At 65.9% G+C, this 18872-nt stretch carries 13 protein-coding genes; 12 read left to right on the top strand and 1 reads right to left on the bottom strand.

Features of this window, described 5'->3' with window-relative positions:
- Positions 1 to 24 precede the first annotated feature (24 nt).
- The 9 genes from atpB to U4Z31_RS15985 all read left to right on the top strand — a co-directional run bounded on the left by atpB (position 25) and on the right by U4Z31_RS15985 (position 8889).
- Positions 25 to 876, top strand: a complete 852-nt coding sequence (gene atpB / locus U4Z31_RS16025; protein WP_039351439.1) for a F0F1 ATP synthase subunit A — start codon at positions 25 to 27, stop codon at positions 874 to 876.
- A gap of 75 nt (positions 877 to 951) precedes the next feature.
- Positions 952 to 1224, top strand: coding sequence for a F0F1 ATP synthase subunit C (gene atpE, locus U4Z31_RS16020; protein ID WP_021160442.1), 273 nt, complete (start codon positions 952 to 954; stop codon positions 1222 to 1224).
- Between the two features lie 129 nt (positions 1225 to 1353).
- Positions 1354 to 1824, top strand: coding sequence for a F0F1 ATP synthase subunit B (locus U4Z31_RS16015; RefSeq protein ID WP_006477283.1), 471 nt, complete (start codon positions 1354 to 1356; stop codon positions 1822 to 1824).
- Positions 1825 to 1826: 2 nt separating this feature from the next.
- A complete protein-coding gene (locus tag U4Z31_RS16010) occupies positions 1827 to 2366 on the top strand; it encodes a F0F1 ATP synthase subunit delta (protein WP_014895498.1) in 540 nt (179 codons plus the stop codon).
- A gap of 44 nt (positions 2367 to 2410) precedes the next feature.
- Entirely contained in the window at positions 2411 to 3952 is a 1542-nt protein-coding gene (gene atpA / locus U4Z31_RS16005; RefSeq protein WP_014895499.1) for a F0F1 ATP synthase subunit alpha, read from the top strand.
- 69 nt (positions 3953 to 4021) lie between these two features.
- Positions 4022 to 4897, top strand: coding sequence for a F0F1 ATP synthase subunit gamma (atpG, locus tag U4Z31_RS16000; RefSeq protein WP_034209645.1), 876 nt, complete (start codon positions 4022 to 4024; stop codon positions 4895 to 4897).
- A gap of 66 nt (positions 4898 to 4963) precedes the next feature.
- Positions 4964 to 6358, top strand: coding sequence for a F0F1 ATP synthase subunit beta (gene atpD / locus U4Z31_RS15995; RefSeq protein ID WP_044845237.1), 1395 nt, complete (start codon positions 4964 to 4966; stop codon positions 6356 to 6358).
- Positions 6359 to 6477: 119 nt separating this feature from the next.
- Entirely contained in the window at positions 6478 to 6903 is a 426-nt protein-coding gene (locus tag U4Z31_RS15990) for a F0F1 ATP synthase subunit epsilon (RefSeq protein ID WP_006477288.1), read from the top strand.
- Positions 6904 to 7161: 258 nt separating this feature from the next.
- A complete protein-coding gene (locus tag U4Z31_RS15985) occupies positions 7162 to 8889 on the top strand; it encodes an AMP-binding protein (protein WP_124571490.1) in 1728 nt (575 codons plus the stop codon).
- A 729-nt stretch (positions 8890 to 9618) separates the two neighbouring features.
- Here U4Z31_RS15985 and U4Z31_RS15980 read toward each other — a convergent pair.
- Complete coding sequence (locus tag U4Z31_RS15980; RefSeq protein ID WP_321810787.1) at positions 9619 to 10431, bottom strand: transporter substrate-binding domain-containing protein; 813 nt, start codon at positions 10429 to 10431, stop codon at positions 9619 to 9621.
- Between the two features lie 149 nt (positions 10432 to 10580).
- Between U4Z31_RS15980 and hemE the strand changes: the two genes are divergently transcribed.
- The 3 genes from hemE to putA all read left to right on the top strand — a co-directional run bounded on the left by hemE (position 10581) and on the right by putA (position 18794).
- Positions 10581 to 11675 carry a uroporphyrinogen decarboxylase gene (gene hemE / locus U4Z31_RS15975; RefSeq protein ID WP_311766328.1) on the top strand — a complete coding sequence of 365 codons (1095 nt, stop codon included), beginning with the start codon at positions 10581 to 10583 and terminating at the stop codon, positions 11673 to 11675.
- A gap of 445 nt (positions 11676 to 12120) precedes the next feature.
- On the top strand, positions 12121 to 14382 hold the full coding sequence (locus U4Z31_RS15970; RefSeq protein WP_321810786.1) for a primosomal protein N': 2262 nt from the start codon (positions 12121 to 12123) through the stop codon (positions 14380 to 14382).
- Positions 14383 to 14861: 479 nt separating this feature from the next.
- Positions 14862 to 18794, top strand: coding sequence for a trifunctional transcriptional regulator/proline dehydrogenase/L-glutamate gamma-semialdehyde dehydrogenase (gene putA / locus U4Z31_RS15965; protein WP_044849064.1), 3933 nt, complete (start codon positions 14862 to 14864; stop codon positions 18792 to 18794).
- The last annotated feature ends 78 nt before the right edge of the window (positions 18795 to 18872 follow it).

Genomic DNA, 18872 nt, shown 5'->3' with positions numbered 1-18872 from the left:
GACAATTTGGGTGGCATTAACGATATGGCAGCTAGCGAAGGCACGCGCGGTCCGGATCCGTCCGAGTACATTGCGCACCACTTGCAGAATTTCTCCACCTCGCATCAGACGTCGATTTTCGACATCCACGTCTGGAACCTCGACACGCTGTTCTGGTCGATCGTGTGCGGCATCGTGACGATCCTCCTGCTGCGTCTGGCCGCCCGCAAGGCGACGTCGGGCGTGCCGGGCCGTTTCCAGTGCGCAATCGAGATGCTCGTCGAAATGGTCGAGGATCAATCGAAGGCCATCGTCCACGGCAACCGCACCTTCATCGCTCCGCTCGCCCTCACGGTGTTCGTGTGGGTTGCGCTGATGAACTCCCTCGACTTCCTCCCCGTCGACCTGCCGGGCCGCGTGATCGGCCTGCTCGGTCTGTCGGACGTGATTTCCCACCATCGCATCGTCCCGACGGCCGACCTGAACGGCACGCTCGGCATCGCGCTCGGCGTGTTCGTCCTGATGATCTACTACAGCATCAAGATCAAGGGCGCGGGCGGCTTTGTGCATGAGCTGCTGTCGGCCCCGTTCGGCGCCCACCCGCTGCTGTGGATCCCTAACCTCGCGCTCAACATCGTCGAATATCTCGCGAAGACCGTCTCCCTCGGCATGCGGCTGTTCGGCAACATGTACGCGGGTGAGCTGTTGTTCCTGTTGATCGCCCTGCTCGGCAGCATGTGGAGCTTCGGTGGCGACGCAACGTTCCTCGGCTTCGTTGGTCACGTGATCGCGGGTAGCGTCTGGGCAATCTTCCACATCCTGATTGTTCTGTTGCAGGCATTCATCTTCATGATGCTGACGCTGGTGTATCTCGGCCAAGCGCACGACAAGCACTAAGCGCGGCGTGCAAAAAAGAGTTTCCGTTTTAGTTTTTTAAATCTCAGTTCCAAGTCTTTTCACAAAGGAGTGATCATGCAAGCTTACATCGCCAACATCCAGGGTCTGACCGCCATCGGTATCGGCATCATCATCGGCCTGGGTGCAATCGGCGCCTGTATCGGTATCGCGCTGATGGGTGGCAAGTACATCGAAGCCTGCGCACGTCAGCCGGAACTCATCAACCCGCTGCAAACGAAGATGTTCCTGCTGGCCGGCCTGATCGACGCTGCATTCCTGATCGGCGTTGGTGTCGCAATGCTGTTCGCGTTCGCGAACCCGCTCCTGTCGAAGCTCGTCGCAGGCTAAGGTTCCTCGGAAATATGCGACCGGCGTGAGCCGGCGCAGGGCGGAACGGAGACTTGGGGCGCTGATCGAATGCAACTCGATGAGCGCCTTACCGTTTCATTTTTCCGGAATAGCAGATAAGGAAACACCGTGAATCTCAACGCAACTCTGTTTGCGCAAATGGTCGTGTTCCTGGTCCTCGCGTGGTTCACGATGAAATTCGTGTGGCCGCCGTTGATCAACGCCCTCGACGAACGTTCGAAGAAGATCGCCGACGGCCTCGCAGCCGCGGAGAAGGGCAAGGCGGAACTCGACGCAGCGCACAAGCGCGTGGACCAGGAACTCGCGCAGGCCCGCAACGACGGCCAGCAGCGCATCGCCGACGCTGAAAAGCGTGCGCAGGCGGTCGCCGAGGAAATCAAGGCCAACGCCCAGGCTGAAGCCGCCCGCATCGTCGCCCAGGCGAAAGCGGAAGCAGAACAGCAAATCGTGAAGGCGCGCGAAGCGCTGCGTGGCGAAGTCGCCGCGCTGGCCGTGAAGGGCGCCGAGCAGATCCTGAAGCGCGAAGTCGATCAAACGGCCCACGCCCAACTGCTGAATCAACTGAAAGCCGAGCTCTGATCATGGCCGAACTTGCAACCATCGCCCGCCCTTACGCAGAAGCGCTGTTCCGCGTGGCCGAGGGAGGTGACATCGCCGCCTGGTCCACGCTCGTGCAAGAGCTGGCCCAGGTTGCGCGTCTGCCGGAAGTGCTGTCGGTCGCGTCGAGCCCGAAGGTGACGCGCACGCAAGTAGCCGAGTTGCTGCTTGCTGCGGTGAAGTCGCCGGTCGCGGCCGGCGCCGAAGCGAAGAACTTCGTGCAGATGCTGGTCGACAATCATCGCATCGCGCTGCTGCCGGAAATCGCCGAGCAGTTCGAGGCGCTCAAGAACGAACGTGAAGGTGCAGCCGACGCCGAGATCGTGAGCGCGTTCCCGCTGAACGGCGCGGATCTCGAAAGCCTCGTCTCTGGCCTCGAACGCAAGTTCAAGCGCAAGCTGAAGCCGACGGTCGAAGTCGATTCGTCGCTGATCGGCGGCGTGCGCGTGACGGTCGGCGACGAAGTGCTCGACACCTCGGTTCGCGCGCGCCTCGCATCGATGCAGGCTGCCTTGACCGCCTGAGCGCCACGCCGGCACGCAACAGAATTGACTATCAGGAGCGAATAATGCAACTCAATCCCTCTGAGATCAGCGAGCTGATCAAGAGCCGGATCCAGGGCCTTGAAGCGAGCGCAGACGTTCGCAACCAGGGCACCGTGATCTCCGTGACCGACGGTATCGTGCGTATCCACGGCCTGTCGGACGTGATGCAGGGCGAAATGCTCGAGTTTCCGGGCAACACGTTCGGCCTCGCGCTGAACCTCGAGCGCGACTCGGTCGGCGCGGTGATTCTCGGCGAATACGAACACATCTCGGAAGGCGACATCGTCAAGACGACGGGCCGCATTCTCGAAGTCCCGGTTGGTCCGGAACTCGTCGGCCGCGTGGTCGACGCGCTCGGCAACCCGATCGACGGCAAGGGCCCGGTCAACGCGAAGCTGACCGACGCGATCGAAAAGATCGCCCCGGGCGTGATCTGGCGTAAGTCGGTGTCGCAGCCGGTGCAGACGGGCATCAAGTCGATCGACGCGATGGTGCCGATCGGCCGTGGCCAGCGTGAGCTGATCATCGGCGACCGTCAGTGCGGCAAGACCGCGGTGGCGCTCGACGCGATCATCAACCAGAAGGGCAAGGACCTGATCTGTATCTACGTCGCGATCGGCCAGAAGGCTTCGTCGATCATGAACGTGGTTCGCAAGCTCGAAGAAACGGGCGCGATGGAATACACGATCGTCGTCGCCGCTTCGGCTTCGGATTCGGCAGCGATGCAGTACCTCGCGCCGTACGCCGGCTGCACGATGGGCGAATACTTCCGCGACCGCGGCCAAGACGCGCTGATCATCTATGACGACTTGACCAAGCAAGCTTGGGCATACCGTCAGATCTCGCTGCTGCTGCGCCGCCCGCCGGGCCGTGAAGCATACCCGGGCGACGTGTTCTATCTGCACTCGCGTCTGCTCGAGCGTGCTGCTCGCGTGTCGGAAGAGTACGTCGAGAAGTTCACGAACGGCGAAGTGAAGGGCAAGAGCGGCTCGCTGACGGCACTGCCGGTCATCGAAACGCAGGCTGGCGACGTGACCGCGTTCGTTCCGACGAACGTGATCTCGATTACCGACGGCCAGATCTTCCTGGAAACGGACCTGTTCAACGCAGGCATCCGCCCGGCAATCAACGCCGGCGTGTCGGTGTCGCGCGTCGGTGGCGCCGCTCAGACGAAGGTCGTGAAGAAGCTGTCGGGCGGTATCCGTACCGACCTCGCGCAGTACCGTGAACTGGCCGCATTCGCGCAGTTCGCATCGGACCTCGACGAAGCGACCCGCAAGCAGCTCGAGCGCGGCCGCCGCGTGACGGAACTGCTGAAGCAGCCGCAGTACCAGCCGCTGCAGGTCTGGGAACTGGCCGTGTCGCTGTACGCCGCGAACAACGGCTACCTCGACGATCTCGACGTCAAGCAAGTGCTGTCGTTCGAGAAGGGCCTGCGCGACAACCTGAAGACCAGCCACGCTGACCTCATCAAGCGCATCGAAGACACCAAGGATCTCTCGAAGGACGACGAAGGCGCACTGCGCTCGGCGATCGAATCCTTCAAGAAGTCCGGTGCCTATTGATCCGCGAGTGACACACTGAGGCCGCGCGGGTGCTGATGCGCCCGCGCCGCTTCGGTCAAGGAGCAAGCTATGGCTGGAATGAAGGAAATTCGCGGCAAGATCAAGAGCGTGCAGAACACGCGCAAGATCACGAAGGCGATGGAGATGGTGGCTGCATCGAAGATGCGTCGCGCGCAGGAACGCATGCGCGCCGCTCGTCCGTATGCAGACAAGGTCCGTGCCATCGCCGCGCACATGAGCCGTGCGAACCCGGAGTACCGCCACCCGTTCATGGTGGCAAACGACGGCGCGCAGACGGCCGGCATCATCCTCGTCACGACGGACAAGGGTCTTTGCGGCGGTCTGAACACCAACGTGCTGCGTGCGACGGTGCAGAAGTTCAAGGAGCTGGAAGAGAAGGGCCAGAAGGTCGAAGCCACCGCGATCGGCGGCAAGGGCCTCGGGTTCCTGAACCGCTTCGGCGCGAAGGTGATGTCGCAGGTCGTGCACCTCGGCGACACCCCGCATCTGGACAAGCTGATCGGCGCCGTGAAGACGCAGCTCGATCTGTACTCGGAAGGCAAGCTGTCGGCGGTCTATATCGCTTACACGCGCTTCGTCAACACGATGAAGCAGGAAGCCGTGATCGAGCAGCTGCTGCCGCTGTCGTCGGAACACTTCGAAGCCGATGACGGTACGCCGGCCACGTCGTGGGACTACATCTACGAGCCGGACGCGCAGGCAGTCGTCGACGAACTGCTCGTGCGTTACGTCGAGGCGCTGGTGTACCAGGCCGTCGCGGAGAACATGGCGTCCGAGCAATCGGCGCGGATGGTCGCGATGAAGGCCGCGTCCGACAACGCGAAGACGGTGATCAGCGAACTGCAGCTCGTGTACAACAAGAGCCGCCAGGCCGCGATTACGAAAGAACTGTCGGAGATCGTCGGCGGCGCAGCCGCTGTTTAAGCGCGCGCCACGGACGACAACTGCGCCTTTGCGCGAGTAAAGAATCAGGTATTTAAAGGAAAAGCGATGAGTACTGCTGCTTTGGTAGAAGGCAAGATCGTACAGTGCATCGGCGCCGTTATCGACGTGGAATTCCCGCGCGACAGCATGCCGAAGATCTACGACGCGCTCATTCTCGATGGCTCGGAACTGACGCTCGAAGTCCAGCAGCAGCTGGGCGACGGCGTGGTCCGTACCATCTGTCTGGGTGCATCCGACGGCCTGCGCCGCGGCCTGACCGTGAAGAACACGAGCAAGCCGATTTCGGTTCCGGTCGGCAAGCCGACCCTCGGTCGTATCATGGACGTGCTCGGCCGTCCGATCGACGAAGCCGGCCCGATCGAAAGCGAAACGACGCGTTCGATCCACCAGAAGGCTCCGGCGTTCGACGAACTGTCGCCGTCGACCGAACTGCTCGAAACGGGTATCAAGGTCATCGACCTGATCTGCCCGTTCGCAAAGGGCGGCAAGGTTGGCCTGTTCGGTGGTGCTGGCGTGGGCAAGACCGTCAACATGATGGAGCTCATCAACAACATCGCGAAGGAGCACGGCGGTTACTCCGTGTTCGCGGGCGTGGGCGAGCGTACCCGTGAAGGGAACGACTTCTACCACGAAATGAAGGACTCGAACGTTCTCGACAAGGTCGCGCTGGTGTACGGCCAGATGAACGAGCCGCCGGGCAACCGCCTGCGCGTCGCGCTGACCGGCCTGACGATGGCCGAGCACTTCCGTGACGAAGGCCTCGACGTGCTGTTCTTCGTCGACAACATCTACCGTTTCACGCTGGCCGGTACCGAAGTGTCGGCACTGCTCGGCCGTATGCCGTCGGCAGTGGGCTATCAGCCGACGCTGGCTGAAGAAATGGGCAAGCTGCAAGAGCGCATCACGTCGACCAAGAAGGGCTCGATTACGTCGGTCCAGGCCGTGTACGTCCCTGCGGACGACTTGACCGACCCGTCGCCGGCAACCACCTTCGGCCACCTGGACGCAACCGTCGTTCTGTCGCGTGACATCGCTTCGCTGGGTATCTACCCGGCGGTCGACCCGCTCGACTCGACGTCGCGCCAGATCGACCCGAACGTGATCGGTGAAGAGCACTACTCGATCACCCGTCGCGTTCAGCAGACGCTGCAGCGCTACAAGGAACTGCGCGACATCATCGCGATTCTGGGCATGGACGAACTGTCGCCGGAAGACAAGCTGTCGGTCGCACGTGCGCGTAAGATCCAGCGTTTCCTGTCGCAGCCGTTCCACGTCGCTGAAGTGTTCACGGGCTCGCCGGGCAAGTACGTGCCGCTGAAGGAAACGATCCGTGGCTTCAAGATGATCGTCGACGGCGAGTGCGACCACCTGCCGGAACAGGCGTTCTACATGGTCGGCACGATCGACGAAGCCTTCGAAAAGGCCAAGAAGATCCAGTAACGGCTTGAGTGAGTCGCAAGCCGGCGTGTGCCGGCCGGAGCAATAAGTCAGCGATGACTTATTCCGGCTGCTCGCGCCGGCCGCAATACGCTCAACCCGTGGATGAGATTGGAGTCGATATGGCAACCATCAAAGTAGACGTCGTCAGCGCGGAAGAGCAGATCTTCTCGGGCGAGGCGAAATTCGTCGCGCTGCCGGGCGAAACGGGTGAGCTGGGCATTCTGCCGGGCCACACGCCGCTCATCACCCGGATTCGTCCGGGTGCGGTGCGCATCGAAGTCGAGGGCGGCAACGACGAATTCGTGTTCGTCGCAGGCGGCATTCTCGAAGTGCAGCCGGGCGCCGTGACGGTGCTCGCCGATACCGCGATCCGCGGCAAGGACCTCGACGCGGCGAAAGCCGAGGAAGCGCGCAAGCGTGCCGAGGAAACGCTGCAGAACGCGAAGTCGGACCTCGACCTCGCAAAGGCGCAATCCGAGCTCGCGACCGCGATGGCGCAGCTCGAAGCGATCCAGCGTCTGGCGAAGATCCGCAGCCGGCACTGAGCCGCGCGCGCGTATCCCGCGAAAGAAAGCAGCCTTCGGGCTGCTTTTTTTTCGCCCGTCGTTTTCGTCTGTTTTTTTGCGGGCCGGATCGTATCGTCCGGTCGTGCTATTTCATCCGTCCGCCGCGATTTGATGTCAGAGTGTCGTCAGCAGAGCGCGGCATCATCCGGCAGAGGCAGTCCGCCGCGATCGTGGCGGAGCAGGCAGGCGCGCGAGCCGCGCGCCGGGCCGATCAGACAAAAACGGACGGAGACATCGATGGCAGCAGACCTTGGCAAGGGGGCGCTGATCGCGCCCGAAAACGGACTGTCGTACGTGCGCGGCGCGACCGACGTGCCGCTATCCGAAGCGACGATCAGCCGGTTCCTGCTCGACACGGCCGGCCGCTTTCCCGATCGTCCGGCCGTCGTGTTCCGCGAACAGCAAGTGCGCTGGACCTGGCGCGAATTCGCACACGAGGTCGACGTGCTCGCGGCCGGCCTCGCCGCGCTCGGGATCGTGAAGGGCGACTGCGTCGGCATCTGGTCGCCGAACCGCAGCGAATGGCTGCTCACGCAGTTCGCGACCGCGCGGATCGGCGCGGTGCTCGTCAACATCAACCCGGCCTACCGGCTCGCGGAACTCGAATACGCGCTGAACAAGGTGGGCTGCAAGGCCGTGATCGCGGCCGAACGCTTCAAGACGTCCGCGTACGTCGAGATGCTGCAGACCATCGCGCCGGAGCTCGCGAGCGCGACGCCGGGCGACCTGCATGCGGCGCGCGTGCCGAGCCTGCGAACGATCGTTTCGATGGGCGAGGCGGCGCCGGCCGGCATGTTCCGCTTCGCGGACGTGATGGCGCGCGGCCGCGACACGCTCGATGTCGCGCGGCTCGACGCGATCGGCGCGACGCTCGTGGCCACCGAGCCGATCAACATCCAGTTCACGAGCGGCACGACCGGCAGCCCGAAGGGCGCGACGCTCACGCACCGCAACGTCGTCAACAACGCACGCTCGATCGCGGCGGCGATGCGCTTCACCGAACAGGATTCGCTCTGCATCCCGGTGCCGTTGTATCACTGCTTCGGGATGGTGCTGGCCGTGCTCGCGTGCGTGTCGAAGGGCGCGGCGATGGTGTTCCCCGGCGAGGCGTTCGATCCGGTCGCGACGCTCGCGGCCGTGGCCGACGAACGCTGTACCGCGCTGCACGGCGTGCCGACGATGTTCATCGCGGAACTCGATCATCCGGACTTCGCGAAGTTCGACCTGTCGACGCTGCGCACCGGCATCATGGCCGGCTCGCCGTGCCCGATCGAGACGATGAAGCGCGTCGTGTCGCAGATGCATTTGCGCGAGATCACGATCGCGTACGGGATGACGGAGACGAGCCCCGTGTCGTTCCAGAGCTCGACCGACGATCCGCTCGAGAAGCGCACGACGACGGTGGGGCGCATCCAGCCGCACCTGGAGGTGAAGATCGTCGATCCGAACGGCGAGATCGTGCCGGTCGGCGCGACGGGCGAGCTGTGCACGAAGGGCTATTCGGTGATGCTCGGCTATTGGGACGACGACGCGAAGACGCGCGAGGTGCTGGTCGACGGCTGGATGCATACGGGCGACCTCGCGACGCTCGACGCGGACGGCTACTGCAACATCGTCGGTCGGCTGAAGGACATGGTGATCCGCGGCGGCGAGAACGTGTATCCGCGCGAGATCGAGGAATTTCTGTTCAGGCATCCGAAGATTCAGAGCGCGCAGGTGTTCGGCGTGCCGGATCCGAAATACGGCGAGGAGCTGTGCGCGTGGATCGTGCTGCGCGCGGACGAGCAGATGACCGAGGACGACGTGCGCGCGTTCTGCAGCGGCCAGATCGCGCACTACAAGATTCCGCGCTACATCCGCTTCGTCGACGAGCTGCCGATGACGGTGACGGGCAAGGTGCAGAAGTTCGTGATGCGCGACCGGATGATCGAGGAACTGAAGCTGGACGTGCAGAAGACCGCGTGAGAGGCCGGTTGGCCGGCGGCAGGAAAAAACGCGGCGGCCTGCGGGCCGTTGCGTTTTTGATGGACGAAAAAAAGCGGGCTTATTAGCCCGCTAAAAACCACACGCTACGGGGTTAGCGCGAGGAGACCAAAGATGAAACCGGATCCGGCGGGGGGCCGGAAACGACTCCAACAGGGATGCCCCTCGGAAGGGCTTCGGTACGTGACCGACTGGCTCGCAGCGCTTCGCGTCCGCTCACACTTGGCACACGAGACCGCATCCGTGTTGAAACCGTTGAGGCCATTGTGGGCGAATTGCTCACCCCTCGCGGTAACAAAGTGTTTCAGGTTGTAACGCCCGCCAGATAAGGCTTTCCGGGATTTTTTGCTGTTTTCGGGGTCCTGAAAAAGGTCATATTTACCCATCTTTTCCGCAGAGTTTTCAGCGGTTGCACATAATGCGTTTTTCATGCGTATCGGCATCGGTGAATGGCCGATTTACACGCCCGAATGTGCATCGCGCGGCACATATCGCATATGACGATTCATTCGTCAGAAAGATTTTGAAACGTGATCGGCGCGCGCGGTAGTCGGCCATTCGGCCAATTTTCGCGGTTTTACGTCTTCAGCCCCCCGCGCCGTGTGTAACGGGTGGGCGGCGGACGGCCATACCGCCGCCCGCGCCCCGTTCGCCTGCTGCGATAGCGGGGTCGTGTCTGCTACCGGCCGCCGTTGCCGCTCGCGATCGCGCTTACTTCAGCCACTTGTCGGCGATCGCCTGGTATTCGCCGGTCGACAGCGCGAGGTGCAGCCACTGGTCGACGTACTGCTGGAACACGACGTCGCCGCGCGGCACCATGTACGCCTTTTCGCCGAACTGGAACGGCTTGTCCGGATGCACCGAGCACAGGCCCGGATTCAGCTTTTGCTGCAGCAGCGTCTCGGATGCGTCCGTCACCATGACGTCCGCCTTGCCCGCGAGGATCTGCTTGAAGATCGTCACGTTGTCAGGGTAGACGGTCAGGTTCGCGTGCGTGAAGAACTGCTTCGCGAAGCGCTCGTTGGTTCCGCCCGGGTTCACGATCACGCGGGTCTCGGGCCGGTCGATCTGCGCGACGGTCTGGTACTTGTCGGCGTCCGCGCAGCGCACGATCGGCGTCTTGCCGTCGACCACGTACGGCTGCGTGAAGAACACGCGCTTCTGGCGCTCGAGCGTCGTCGATACGCCGCCGACCGCGATATCGCACTTCGCGACGAAGTCGTTGGTGAGGTTCGACCAGCTCGTCTTCACGAAGTCGGCCTTCACGCCGAGCGATTTCGCGAGCGACTCGGCCATGTCGATGTCGATGCCCTCGAAGCGGCTGTCGCTCCGGTAGTACGAATACGGCTTGTAGTCGCCCGTCGTGCACACGCGCAGCGTGCCGCGTGCGAGCACGTCGTCGAGCCGCGAGCCGGCCGCGGCCGCGGACGACGGTGCGGTCGCGGTCGTACCCTGCGCGTGCGCGGCGGCGCAGCAAAGCAGGGTGGCGGCGGCGAGCGCGGCGCGCGTGGCAAGTGTCTTCATCGGTCTCCTCCGTGGATCGGTTCGATATCAGCGTCCGATCATAACGGAGCCATCGCGCGCGTCATATGGCCGCCATCGCATCGACATACGCAGCCGTGCGGCCCCGCTCCGGTAAAATGCCGCTTTGCCTTCGCATCGTCGCTCCTACCGTGGCCCATACCCTGCTCAACGACACCTTCCTGCGTGCGCTTCTGCGCGAGCCGACCGACTACACGCCGATCTGGCTGATGCGCCAGGCTGGCCGCTACCTGCCCGAGTACAACGCGACGCGCGCGCGCGCCGGCAGCTTCCTCGGCCTTGCGAAGAATCCCGATTACGCGACCGAAGTGACGCTGCAGCCGCTCGAGCGCTTCCCGCTCGACGCCGCGATCCTGTTCTCGGACATCCTGACGATTCCCGACGCGATGGGCCTCGGCCTCGACTTCCAGGTCGGCGAAGGGCCGAAGTTCGCGCATCCGGTGCGCACCGAGGCCGATGTCGCGAAGCTCGCGGTGCCCGACATCGAGGAAACGCTCGGCTACGTGACGGGCGCCGTGCGCGAGATTCGCCGCGCGCTGACCGACGGCCAGGGCCGCCAGCGCGTGCCGCTGATCGGCTTCTCGGGCAGCCCGTGGACGCTCGCGTGCTACATGGTCGAAGGCGGTGGGTCGGACGACTTCCGCACGGTGAAGTCGATGGCGTATTCGCGCCCCGACCTGATGCACCGCATCCTCGACGTGAACGCGCAGGCCGTGGCCGCGTACCTGAACGCGCAGATCGAAGCCGGCGCGCAGGCGGTGATGATCTTCGATACGTGGGGCGGCGCGCTGGCGGACGGCGCATACCAGCGCTTCTCGCTCGACTACATCCGTCGCGTGGTCGCGCAACTGAAGCGCGAGCACGACGGCGAGCGCGTGCCGGTGATCACGTTCACGAAGGGCGGCGGGCTGTGGCTCGAGGAAATCGCGGCGACCGGCGTCGACGCGGTCGGGCTCGACTGGACGGTCAACCTCGGCGCCGCACGCGAACGTGTCGCGGGGCGCGTTGCGCTGCAGGGCAACCTCGACCCGACGATCCTGTTTGCGCCGCCGGCCGCGGTGCGCGAGCAGGCCCGCGCGGTACTCGACAGCTACGGCAATCATCCCGGCCACGTATTCAACCTCGGCCACGGCATCTCACAGTTCACGTCACCCGACCACGTTGCCGAACTCGTCGACGAAGTACACACGCACAGCCGCAAGATTCGTAGCGGAGCGGCGGGCTGAGCGCAAGCGTTGTCATGCTGCACTGCGGGATGACGGCGTTTCGCTGTCGGCGCTAAACAGGGCGCAACCCCGCCCCGGTTGCCGATCCATCGCTTGTCAAGACTTGACTTATGCACATTTTCCACGTTGCAGCGCGGTAGAGCCCTGCATCGGTCGAATTGTCTCGCTATGGTTGGGTAATTTGAATAGCAGCCTTATGGAATAAGGCTCCGCGGGGCGCGGCACACGGCGGCCGGAAACAGCGGAAAGCACGGCCCCGCGCGCTTTGCGGCGATTGGACGGGGAGTTCTCAACAAAGTTATCCACAGGCTGGTCAGGGTATACGGCGATTCCTAATGCGAATCCAAAACTTAGCGCCGAATCTGAAGTTTTACTTTAAGTCCGTCACCGTGATGCGGACTCGGATGCAAGTCGTCCGTGCGCTGTGCGCCGCCGGAGCGCGGTGATGGACGGCACCTACCTGCGGGTCGCCCTCGACCATCCGCTCGCCACCCTGTTCGACTACCGCTGCGACGTCCAGCCGGCGCCCGAGCCAGGCACCCTGGTGCAGGTGCCGTTCGGCAAGCGGCAGGTCGTCGGCCTCGTCTGCGAAGTGACGACTCACACCGACGTGCCGCCGTCCCGCTTGCGGGCAATCGACGCGATCTGCACCGAGCTGCCGCCGCTGGCGCCGGACTGGCTTGCGCTCGTCTCTTTCGCGGCCGACTACTACCAGCGCGGTCGCGGTGAAGTCGCGCTGCCGGCGTTGCCGCAGGCGCTGCGCGACGCGGAGCGCTGGGGGCGGCTGCTGGCGCCCGAGGTGCGTCACCGGCTGACCGAAGCCGGCCGCGCGGCGCTGCCCGATGCACTGCCCGCGCGCGGGGCCGCGCTGCGGCGGCTCGCGCAGGCACTCGCCGACACCGATTCGCTGACGCTGCCCGATGCGCGCGCATTGCACCCGAAGGCGGCGGCCACGCTCGACGACTGGGCGGCGCGCGGCTGGGTCGCGATCGAGGAAATCGGCTGGGCCGACGCACCTGTGCCCAAAGCTGTGGATAACCTGTCGACAACCGGTGGACGAGCTGTGCCGCCGGCGCTCACCGACCAGCAGGCCGAGGCGCTCGACGCGATCCGCGCCGCGCAGGGCTTCGCGCCGTTCCTGTTGCATGGCGTGACCGGCAGCGGCAAGACCGAGGTGTATCTGCATGCGCTCGCCGCGTTGCTCGATGCGCGGCCCGACGCGCAGGCGCTCGTGCTCGTGCCCGAAATCAACCTGACGCCGCAGTTCGAGGCCGCGTTTCGCGCGCGCTTCGCAGGCACGCTCGCCGACGACGCGATCGTCACGCTGCACAGCGGGCTCGCCGAAGGCGAACGGGCGCGCAACTGGCTCGCCGCCCATACGGGCCGCGCGCGGATCGTGCTCGGCACGCGGCTCGCGGTGCTCGCGTCGCTGCCGACGCTCGCGCTGATCGTCGTCGACGAGGAGCACGAGCCCGCGTACAAGCAGCAGGAAGGGCTGCGCTATTCGGCGCGCGATCTCGCGGTGTGGCGCGCGAAGCATCTCGGCATTCCGGTCGTGCTCGGTTCGGCGACGCCGTCGCTCGAGACCTGGTGGCAGGCCGAGCAGGGGCGCTACACGCGGCTCACGCTGTCGCGCCGCGCGGTGGCCGACGCGACGCTGCCGACCGTGCGGCTGATCGATCTCGAAGAGGAGCGGCGGCGCGGGCGCGCGTCGATGGGCGGGCTGTCGGGGCCGCTCGTCGCGGCGCTGAAGGCGCGGCTCGAGCGCGGCGAGCAGAGCCTCGTGTTCCTGAACCGGCGCGGCTACGCACCGCAGCTTGCGTGCGACGCGTGCGGCTGGGTCGCCGGTTGCCCGCGCTGCAGCGCCTATGTCGTGCTGCACAAACCCGAGCACGCGTTGCGCTGCCATCACTGCGGCTGGGAAGCGCGCATTCCGCGTTCGTGCCCGGAATGCGGGAACGTCGACATCGCGCCGCTCGGGCGCGGCACGCAGCGCATCGAGGAGGCGCTCGCCGAGGCCGTGCCGGGCGCACGGATCCTGCGGATCGACGCGGACAGCACGCGGCGCAAGGGCAGTGCGCAGGCGCTGTTCTCGGATGTGCACGCCGGTGAAGTCGACATCCTGGTCGGCACGCAGATGATTGCGAAGGGGCACGACTTCCAGCGCGTGTCGCTCGTCGGCGTGCTCAATGCCGACACCGCGCTGTTCTCGCATGACTTCCGCGCGAGCGAGCGGCTGTTCGCGCAGCTGATGCAGGTGAGCGGCCGCGCGGGGCGCGCGGGGCTGCCGGGCGAGGTGCTGGTGCAGACGCGTTATCCGCGTCACGCGCTGTATCACGCGCTCGGCCGGCAGGATTACGTGGGCTTCGCGAATTCGACGCTCGGCGAGCGCCGCGACGCGCACCTGCCGCCGTTCGTCTACCAGGCGCTGCTGCGCGCCGAGGGGCGCACGCTCGACGCGGCGCTCGCGTTCCTGCTGCAGGCCGCGGCCGCGTTGCCGGGGCTGCCGGGTGCCGATCGCGTGACCGTGTACGACGCGGTGCCGATGACGATCGTGAAGGTCGCGAACGTCCACCGCGCGCAGCTGCTGCTCGAAAGCGCGTCGCGGGCCGCGCTGCAGCACGCGCTGCGCGCATGGCAGCCGGAACTGCGCGCGCTGAAGGGCGTGCTGCGGTGGAGCGTCGAGGTCGATCCGCTGGATATCTGAGCGGCGCGGCAGCGGTCGTGCGCCGCGCGCCGCTTCCCCGGTACCGAGCCGTCGAGCTGCCGAGCTGCCGACCCGCCAACCCGCCAACCCGCCAACCCGCCGACCCGCCGACCCGCCGACCCGCCGACCCGCCGACCCGCCGCCCGCCGCCCGCGCCGAGCGGCATGCGATCTCCGCAGGGCGCGTTCCAAACCTGCCCGCGGTACCCGCCGACCCGGCCAGTGCAACCCGTCTTTCCCCTCCGCCGCGCACACCGAAGGTTGCCCACGCGCGCCAACTCGCCCTCGATCAGGGAAAACACCGATCCACCGACCACGGGCAACCCCTAGGTTGCGACCTTATAAGTGGCTGATTATATTGAGTAACTTCGAGGTGCAACCAATCTCTTAATTCGGTTGCACCTTTTTATTGCGTGCCGTAGGATTTCGCGCATCCTCTCACACCACATTGCCGGGCTCGCACCGGCGCACGAACCCACCATGGCAAGCACGACTCTTGGCGTCAAAGTCGACGACCTTCTCCGCTCGCGCCTGAAAGACGCGGCAGCGCGTCTCGAGCGCACTCCCCACTGGCTGATCAAGCAGGCGATCTTCGCGTACCTCGAGCGGATCGAGCACGGCCAGCTGCCGCCCGAACTGTCGGGCAGCAGCGGCGTGACGGAGCTCGCCGACGGCCAGACGCCGGACGGTGACGACGACAACTCGCCGCATCCGTTCCTCGAGTTCGCCCAGAACGTGCAGCCGCAATCGGTGCTGCGCGCGGCGATCACGGCCGCGTATCGCCGCCCCGAACCGGAATGCGTGCCGTTCCTGCTCGGCCAGGCGCGCCTGCCGGCGAACCTGCAGGCCGACGTGCAGACGCTCGCGACGCAGCTCGTCGAGGCGCTGCGCGAGAAGAGCTCGGGCGGCGGCGTCGAAGGGCTGATCCACGAGTTCTCGCTGTCGAGCCAGGAAGGCGTCGCGCTGATGTGTCTGGCCGAAGCGCTGTTGCGGATCCCCGATCGCGCGACCCGCGATGCGCTGATTCGCGACAAGATCAGCAAGGGCGACTGGCGTTCGCACGTCGGCCACGCGCCGTCGCTGTTCGTGAACGCGGCGACCTGGGGGCTGATGATCACCGGCAAGCTCGTGACGACCAACAGCGAAGCGGGCCTCTCGTCGGCGCTCACGCGCCTGATCGGCCGTGGCGGCGAGCCGCTGATCCGCAAGGGCGTGGACATGGCGATGCGCCTGATGGGGGAGCAGTTCGTAACCGGCGAGACGATTTCCGAGGCGCTGGCCAACAGCCGCAAGTACGAAGCGCGCGGCTTCCGCTACTCGTACGACATGCTCGGCGAAGCGGCGACGACGGAAGAGGACGCGCAGCGCTACTACGCGTCGTACGAACAGGCGATCCACGCGATCGGCAAGGCGGCCGGCGGCCGCGGCATCTACGAAGGCCCGGGCATCTCGATCAAGCTGTCGGCGCTGCACGCGCGCTACTCGCGCTCGCAGCAGGACCGCACGATGAGCGAGCTGCTGCCGCGCGTGCGTGCGCTCGCGCTGCTCGCGCGCCGCTACGACATCGGCCTGAACATCGACGCGGAAGAAGCCGACCGTCTCGAGCTGTCGCTCGACCTGCTGGAAGCGCTGTGCTTCGATCCGGAACTCGCGGGCTGGAACGGCATCGGCTTCGTCGTGCAGGGTTACCAGAAGCGTTGCCCGTTCGTGATCGACTACCTGATCGACCTCGCGCGCCGCAGCCGTCACCGCCTGATGATCCGCCTCGTCAAGGGCGCGTACTGGGACACCGAAATCAAGCGCGCACAGGTCGACGGCCTCGAAGGCTATCCGGTCTACACGCGCAAGATCTACACGGACGTGTCGTATCTCGCGTGCGCGAAGAAACTGCTCGCGGCACCCGACGCCGTCTACCCGCAGTTCGCGACGCACAACGCATACACGCTGGCCGCGATCTATCACCTGGCGGGCCAGAACTACTACCCGGGCCAGTACGAATTCCAGTGCCTGCACGGGATGGGCGAGCCGCTGTACGAGGAAGTCACGGGCCGCGACAAGCTGAACCGTCCGTGCCGCGTGTATGCGCCGGTCGGCACGCATGAAACGCTGCTCGCGTACCTGGTGCGCCGCCTGCTGGAAAACGGCGCGAACACGTCGTTCGTGAACCGCATCGCGGATAAAACCGTGTCGGTGAAGGAACTGGTCGCCGATCCGGTCGACGAGGCGTCGAAGGTCGTGCCGCTCGGCGCGCCGCACGCGAAGATTCCGCTGCCGCGCCACCTGTACGGCGACGAGCGTCCCAACTCGATGGGCCTCGACCTGTCGAACGAACACCGTCTCGCTTCGCTGTCGTCCGCGCTGCTGGCGAGCGCGCATCATCCGTGGCGCGCGGCGCCGATGCTCGCCGACGACGCGCTCGCCGACGCCCCCGCGCGCGACGTGCGCAACCCGGCCGACCAGCGCGACATCGTCGGCACGGTCAGCGAAGCGACGGCCGAGCACGTAAGCGCGGCGCTCGCGCACGCGGTGGCAGCCGCGCCGATCTGGCAGGCGACGCCGGTCGATGCGCGTGCCGACTGCCTGGTGCGCGCGGCCGACCTGCTCGAAGCGCAGATGCACACGCTGATGGGCCTGATCGTGCGCGAAGCCGGCAAGTCGCTGCCGAACGCGATCGCCGAAATCCGCGAAGCGGTCGACTTCCTGCGCTACTACGCGGCGCAGATCCGCGACGAATTCTCGAACGACACGCACCGTCCGCTCGGCCCCGTGGTCTGCATCAGCCCGTGGAACTTCCCGCTCGCGATCTTCATGGGGCAGGTCGCCGCCGCGCTCGCGGCCGGCAACACGGTGCTCGCGAAGCCGGCCGAACAGACGCCGCTGATCGCGGCCCAGGCCGTGCGCCTGCTGCGCGAGGCCGGCGTGCCGGCCGGCGCGGTGCAGCTGCTGCCGGGCACCGGCGAGACCGTCGGCGCGGCGCTGGTCGCCGATCCGCGCACGCGCGCGGTGATGTTCACCGGCTCGACCGAAGTCGCGCGCCTGATCAACAAGACGCTGTCCGCGCGCCTCGACCCGGACGGCAAGCCGATTCCGCTGATCGCGGAAACGGGCGGCCAGAACGCGATGATCGTCGATTCGTCGGCGCTCGCGGAGCAGGTCGTCGCGGACGTGATGCAGTCGTCGTTCGACTCGGCCGGTCAACGGTGTTCGGCGCTGCGCGTTCTGTGTCTGCAGGACGATGTCGCGGACCGCACGCTGACGATGCTCAAGGGCGCGATGCACGAGCTGGCGCTCGGCAACCCGGACCGCTTGTCGACCGACGTCGGCCCGGTGATCGACGCTGAAGCGAAGCAGACGATCGACACGCACGTCGCGACGATGAAGGACAAGGGCCACACCGTCACGCAGCTGCCGTCGCCGGAAGCCTGCGCGCACGGCACGTTCGTGCCGCCGACGCTGATCGAGATCGGCAGCATCGACGAGCTGAAGCGCGAAGTGTTCGGCCCCGTGTTGCACGTCGTGCGCTATCGCCGCAGCCAGCTCGACAAGCTGCTCGAGCAGATCCGCGCGACGGGTTACGGCCTGACGCTCGGCATCCACACGCGGATCGACGAGACGATCGCGCACGTGATCTCGAACGCGCACGTCGGCAACATCTACGTGAACCGCAACGTGATCGGCGCGGTGGTCGGCGTGCAGCCGTTCGGCGGCGAAGGGCTGTCGGGCACGGGCCCGAAGGCCGGCGGCGCGCTGTACCTGCAGCGCCTGCTCGCGACGCGTCCGTCGGGCCTGCCGCGTTCGCTCGCGCAGACGCTGATCGCGGACGGCGCGGTCGATGGCGAACAGCGCAGCAACCCGGCGACGGCGCTGACCGCGCTGCGCGACTGGCTGATCGAGCAGCGCGAACCGGCGCTGGCGGCCCGCTGCGACGGCTACCTGGCGCAGGTGCCGGCCGGTGCGACCGCGGTGCTGACCGGCCCGACCGGCGAGCGAAACACGTATACACTCGGCCCGCGCGGCACGGTGCTGTGTGTCGCGGCAACGCCGAGCGGCGCGCGCGCGCAGTTCGCTGCGGTGCTGGCGACCGGCAACCGCGCACTGTTCGCCGGTGCCGCGGGCGAGGCGCTGGTGGCCGCGCTGCCGGCTGCGCTGAAGGCGCATGCGGCCGTGCGCAAGCAGGCCGACGCGCCGTTCGACGCGGTGCTGTTCGAAGGCGACAGCGACGAGCTGCAGACGCTCGTGAAGGACGTCGCGCAGCGGCCGGGCCCGATCGTGTCGGTGCAGGGCGTGTCGGCGGGCGCGTTCGAGAACGGCGACGCGGAAGACTACGCGCTCGAGCGCCTGCTGACCGAGCGCTCGGTGAGCGTGAACACGGCCGCGGCGGGCGGCAATGCGAATTTGATGACGATCGGCTGACCATCCTTGCCGTTCGGATCAATCAAAGGAAGCGGCAAGGCGATCCCGAAGCCGCTCCATTTACCCTGGTACCAAGGA

This window comes from Burkholderia sp. BCC1985, from assembly GCF_905339915.1.
Taxonomy (GTDB): Bacteria; Pseudomonadota; Gammaproteobacteria; order Burkholderiales; family Burkholderiaceae; genus Burkholderia.
Note: the sequence above shows the minus strand (reverse complement) of the source record. Positions and strands in the feature narration are given on the sequence as shown.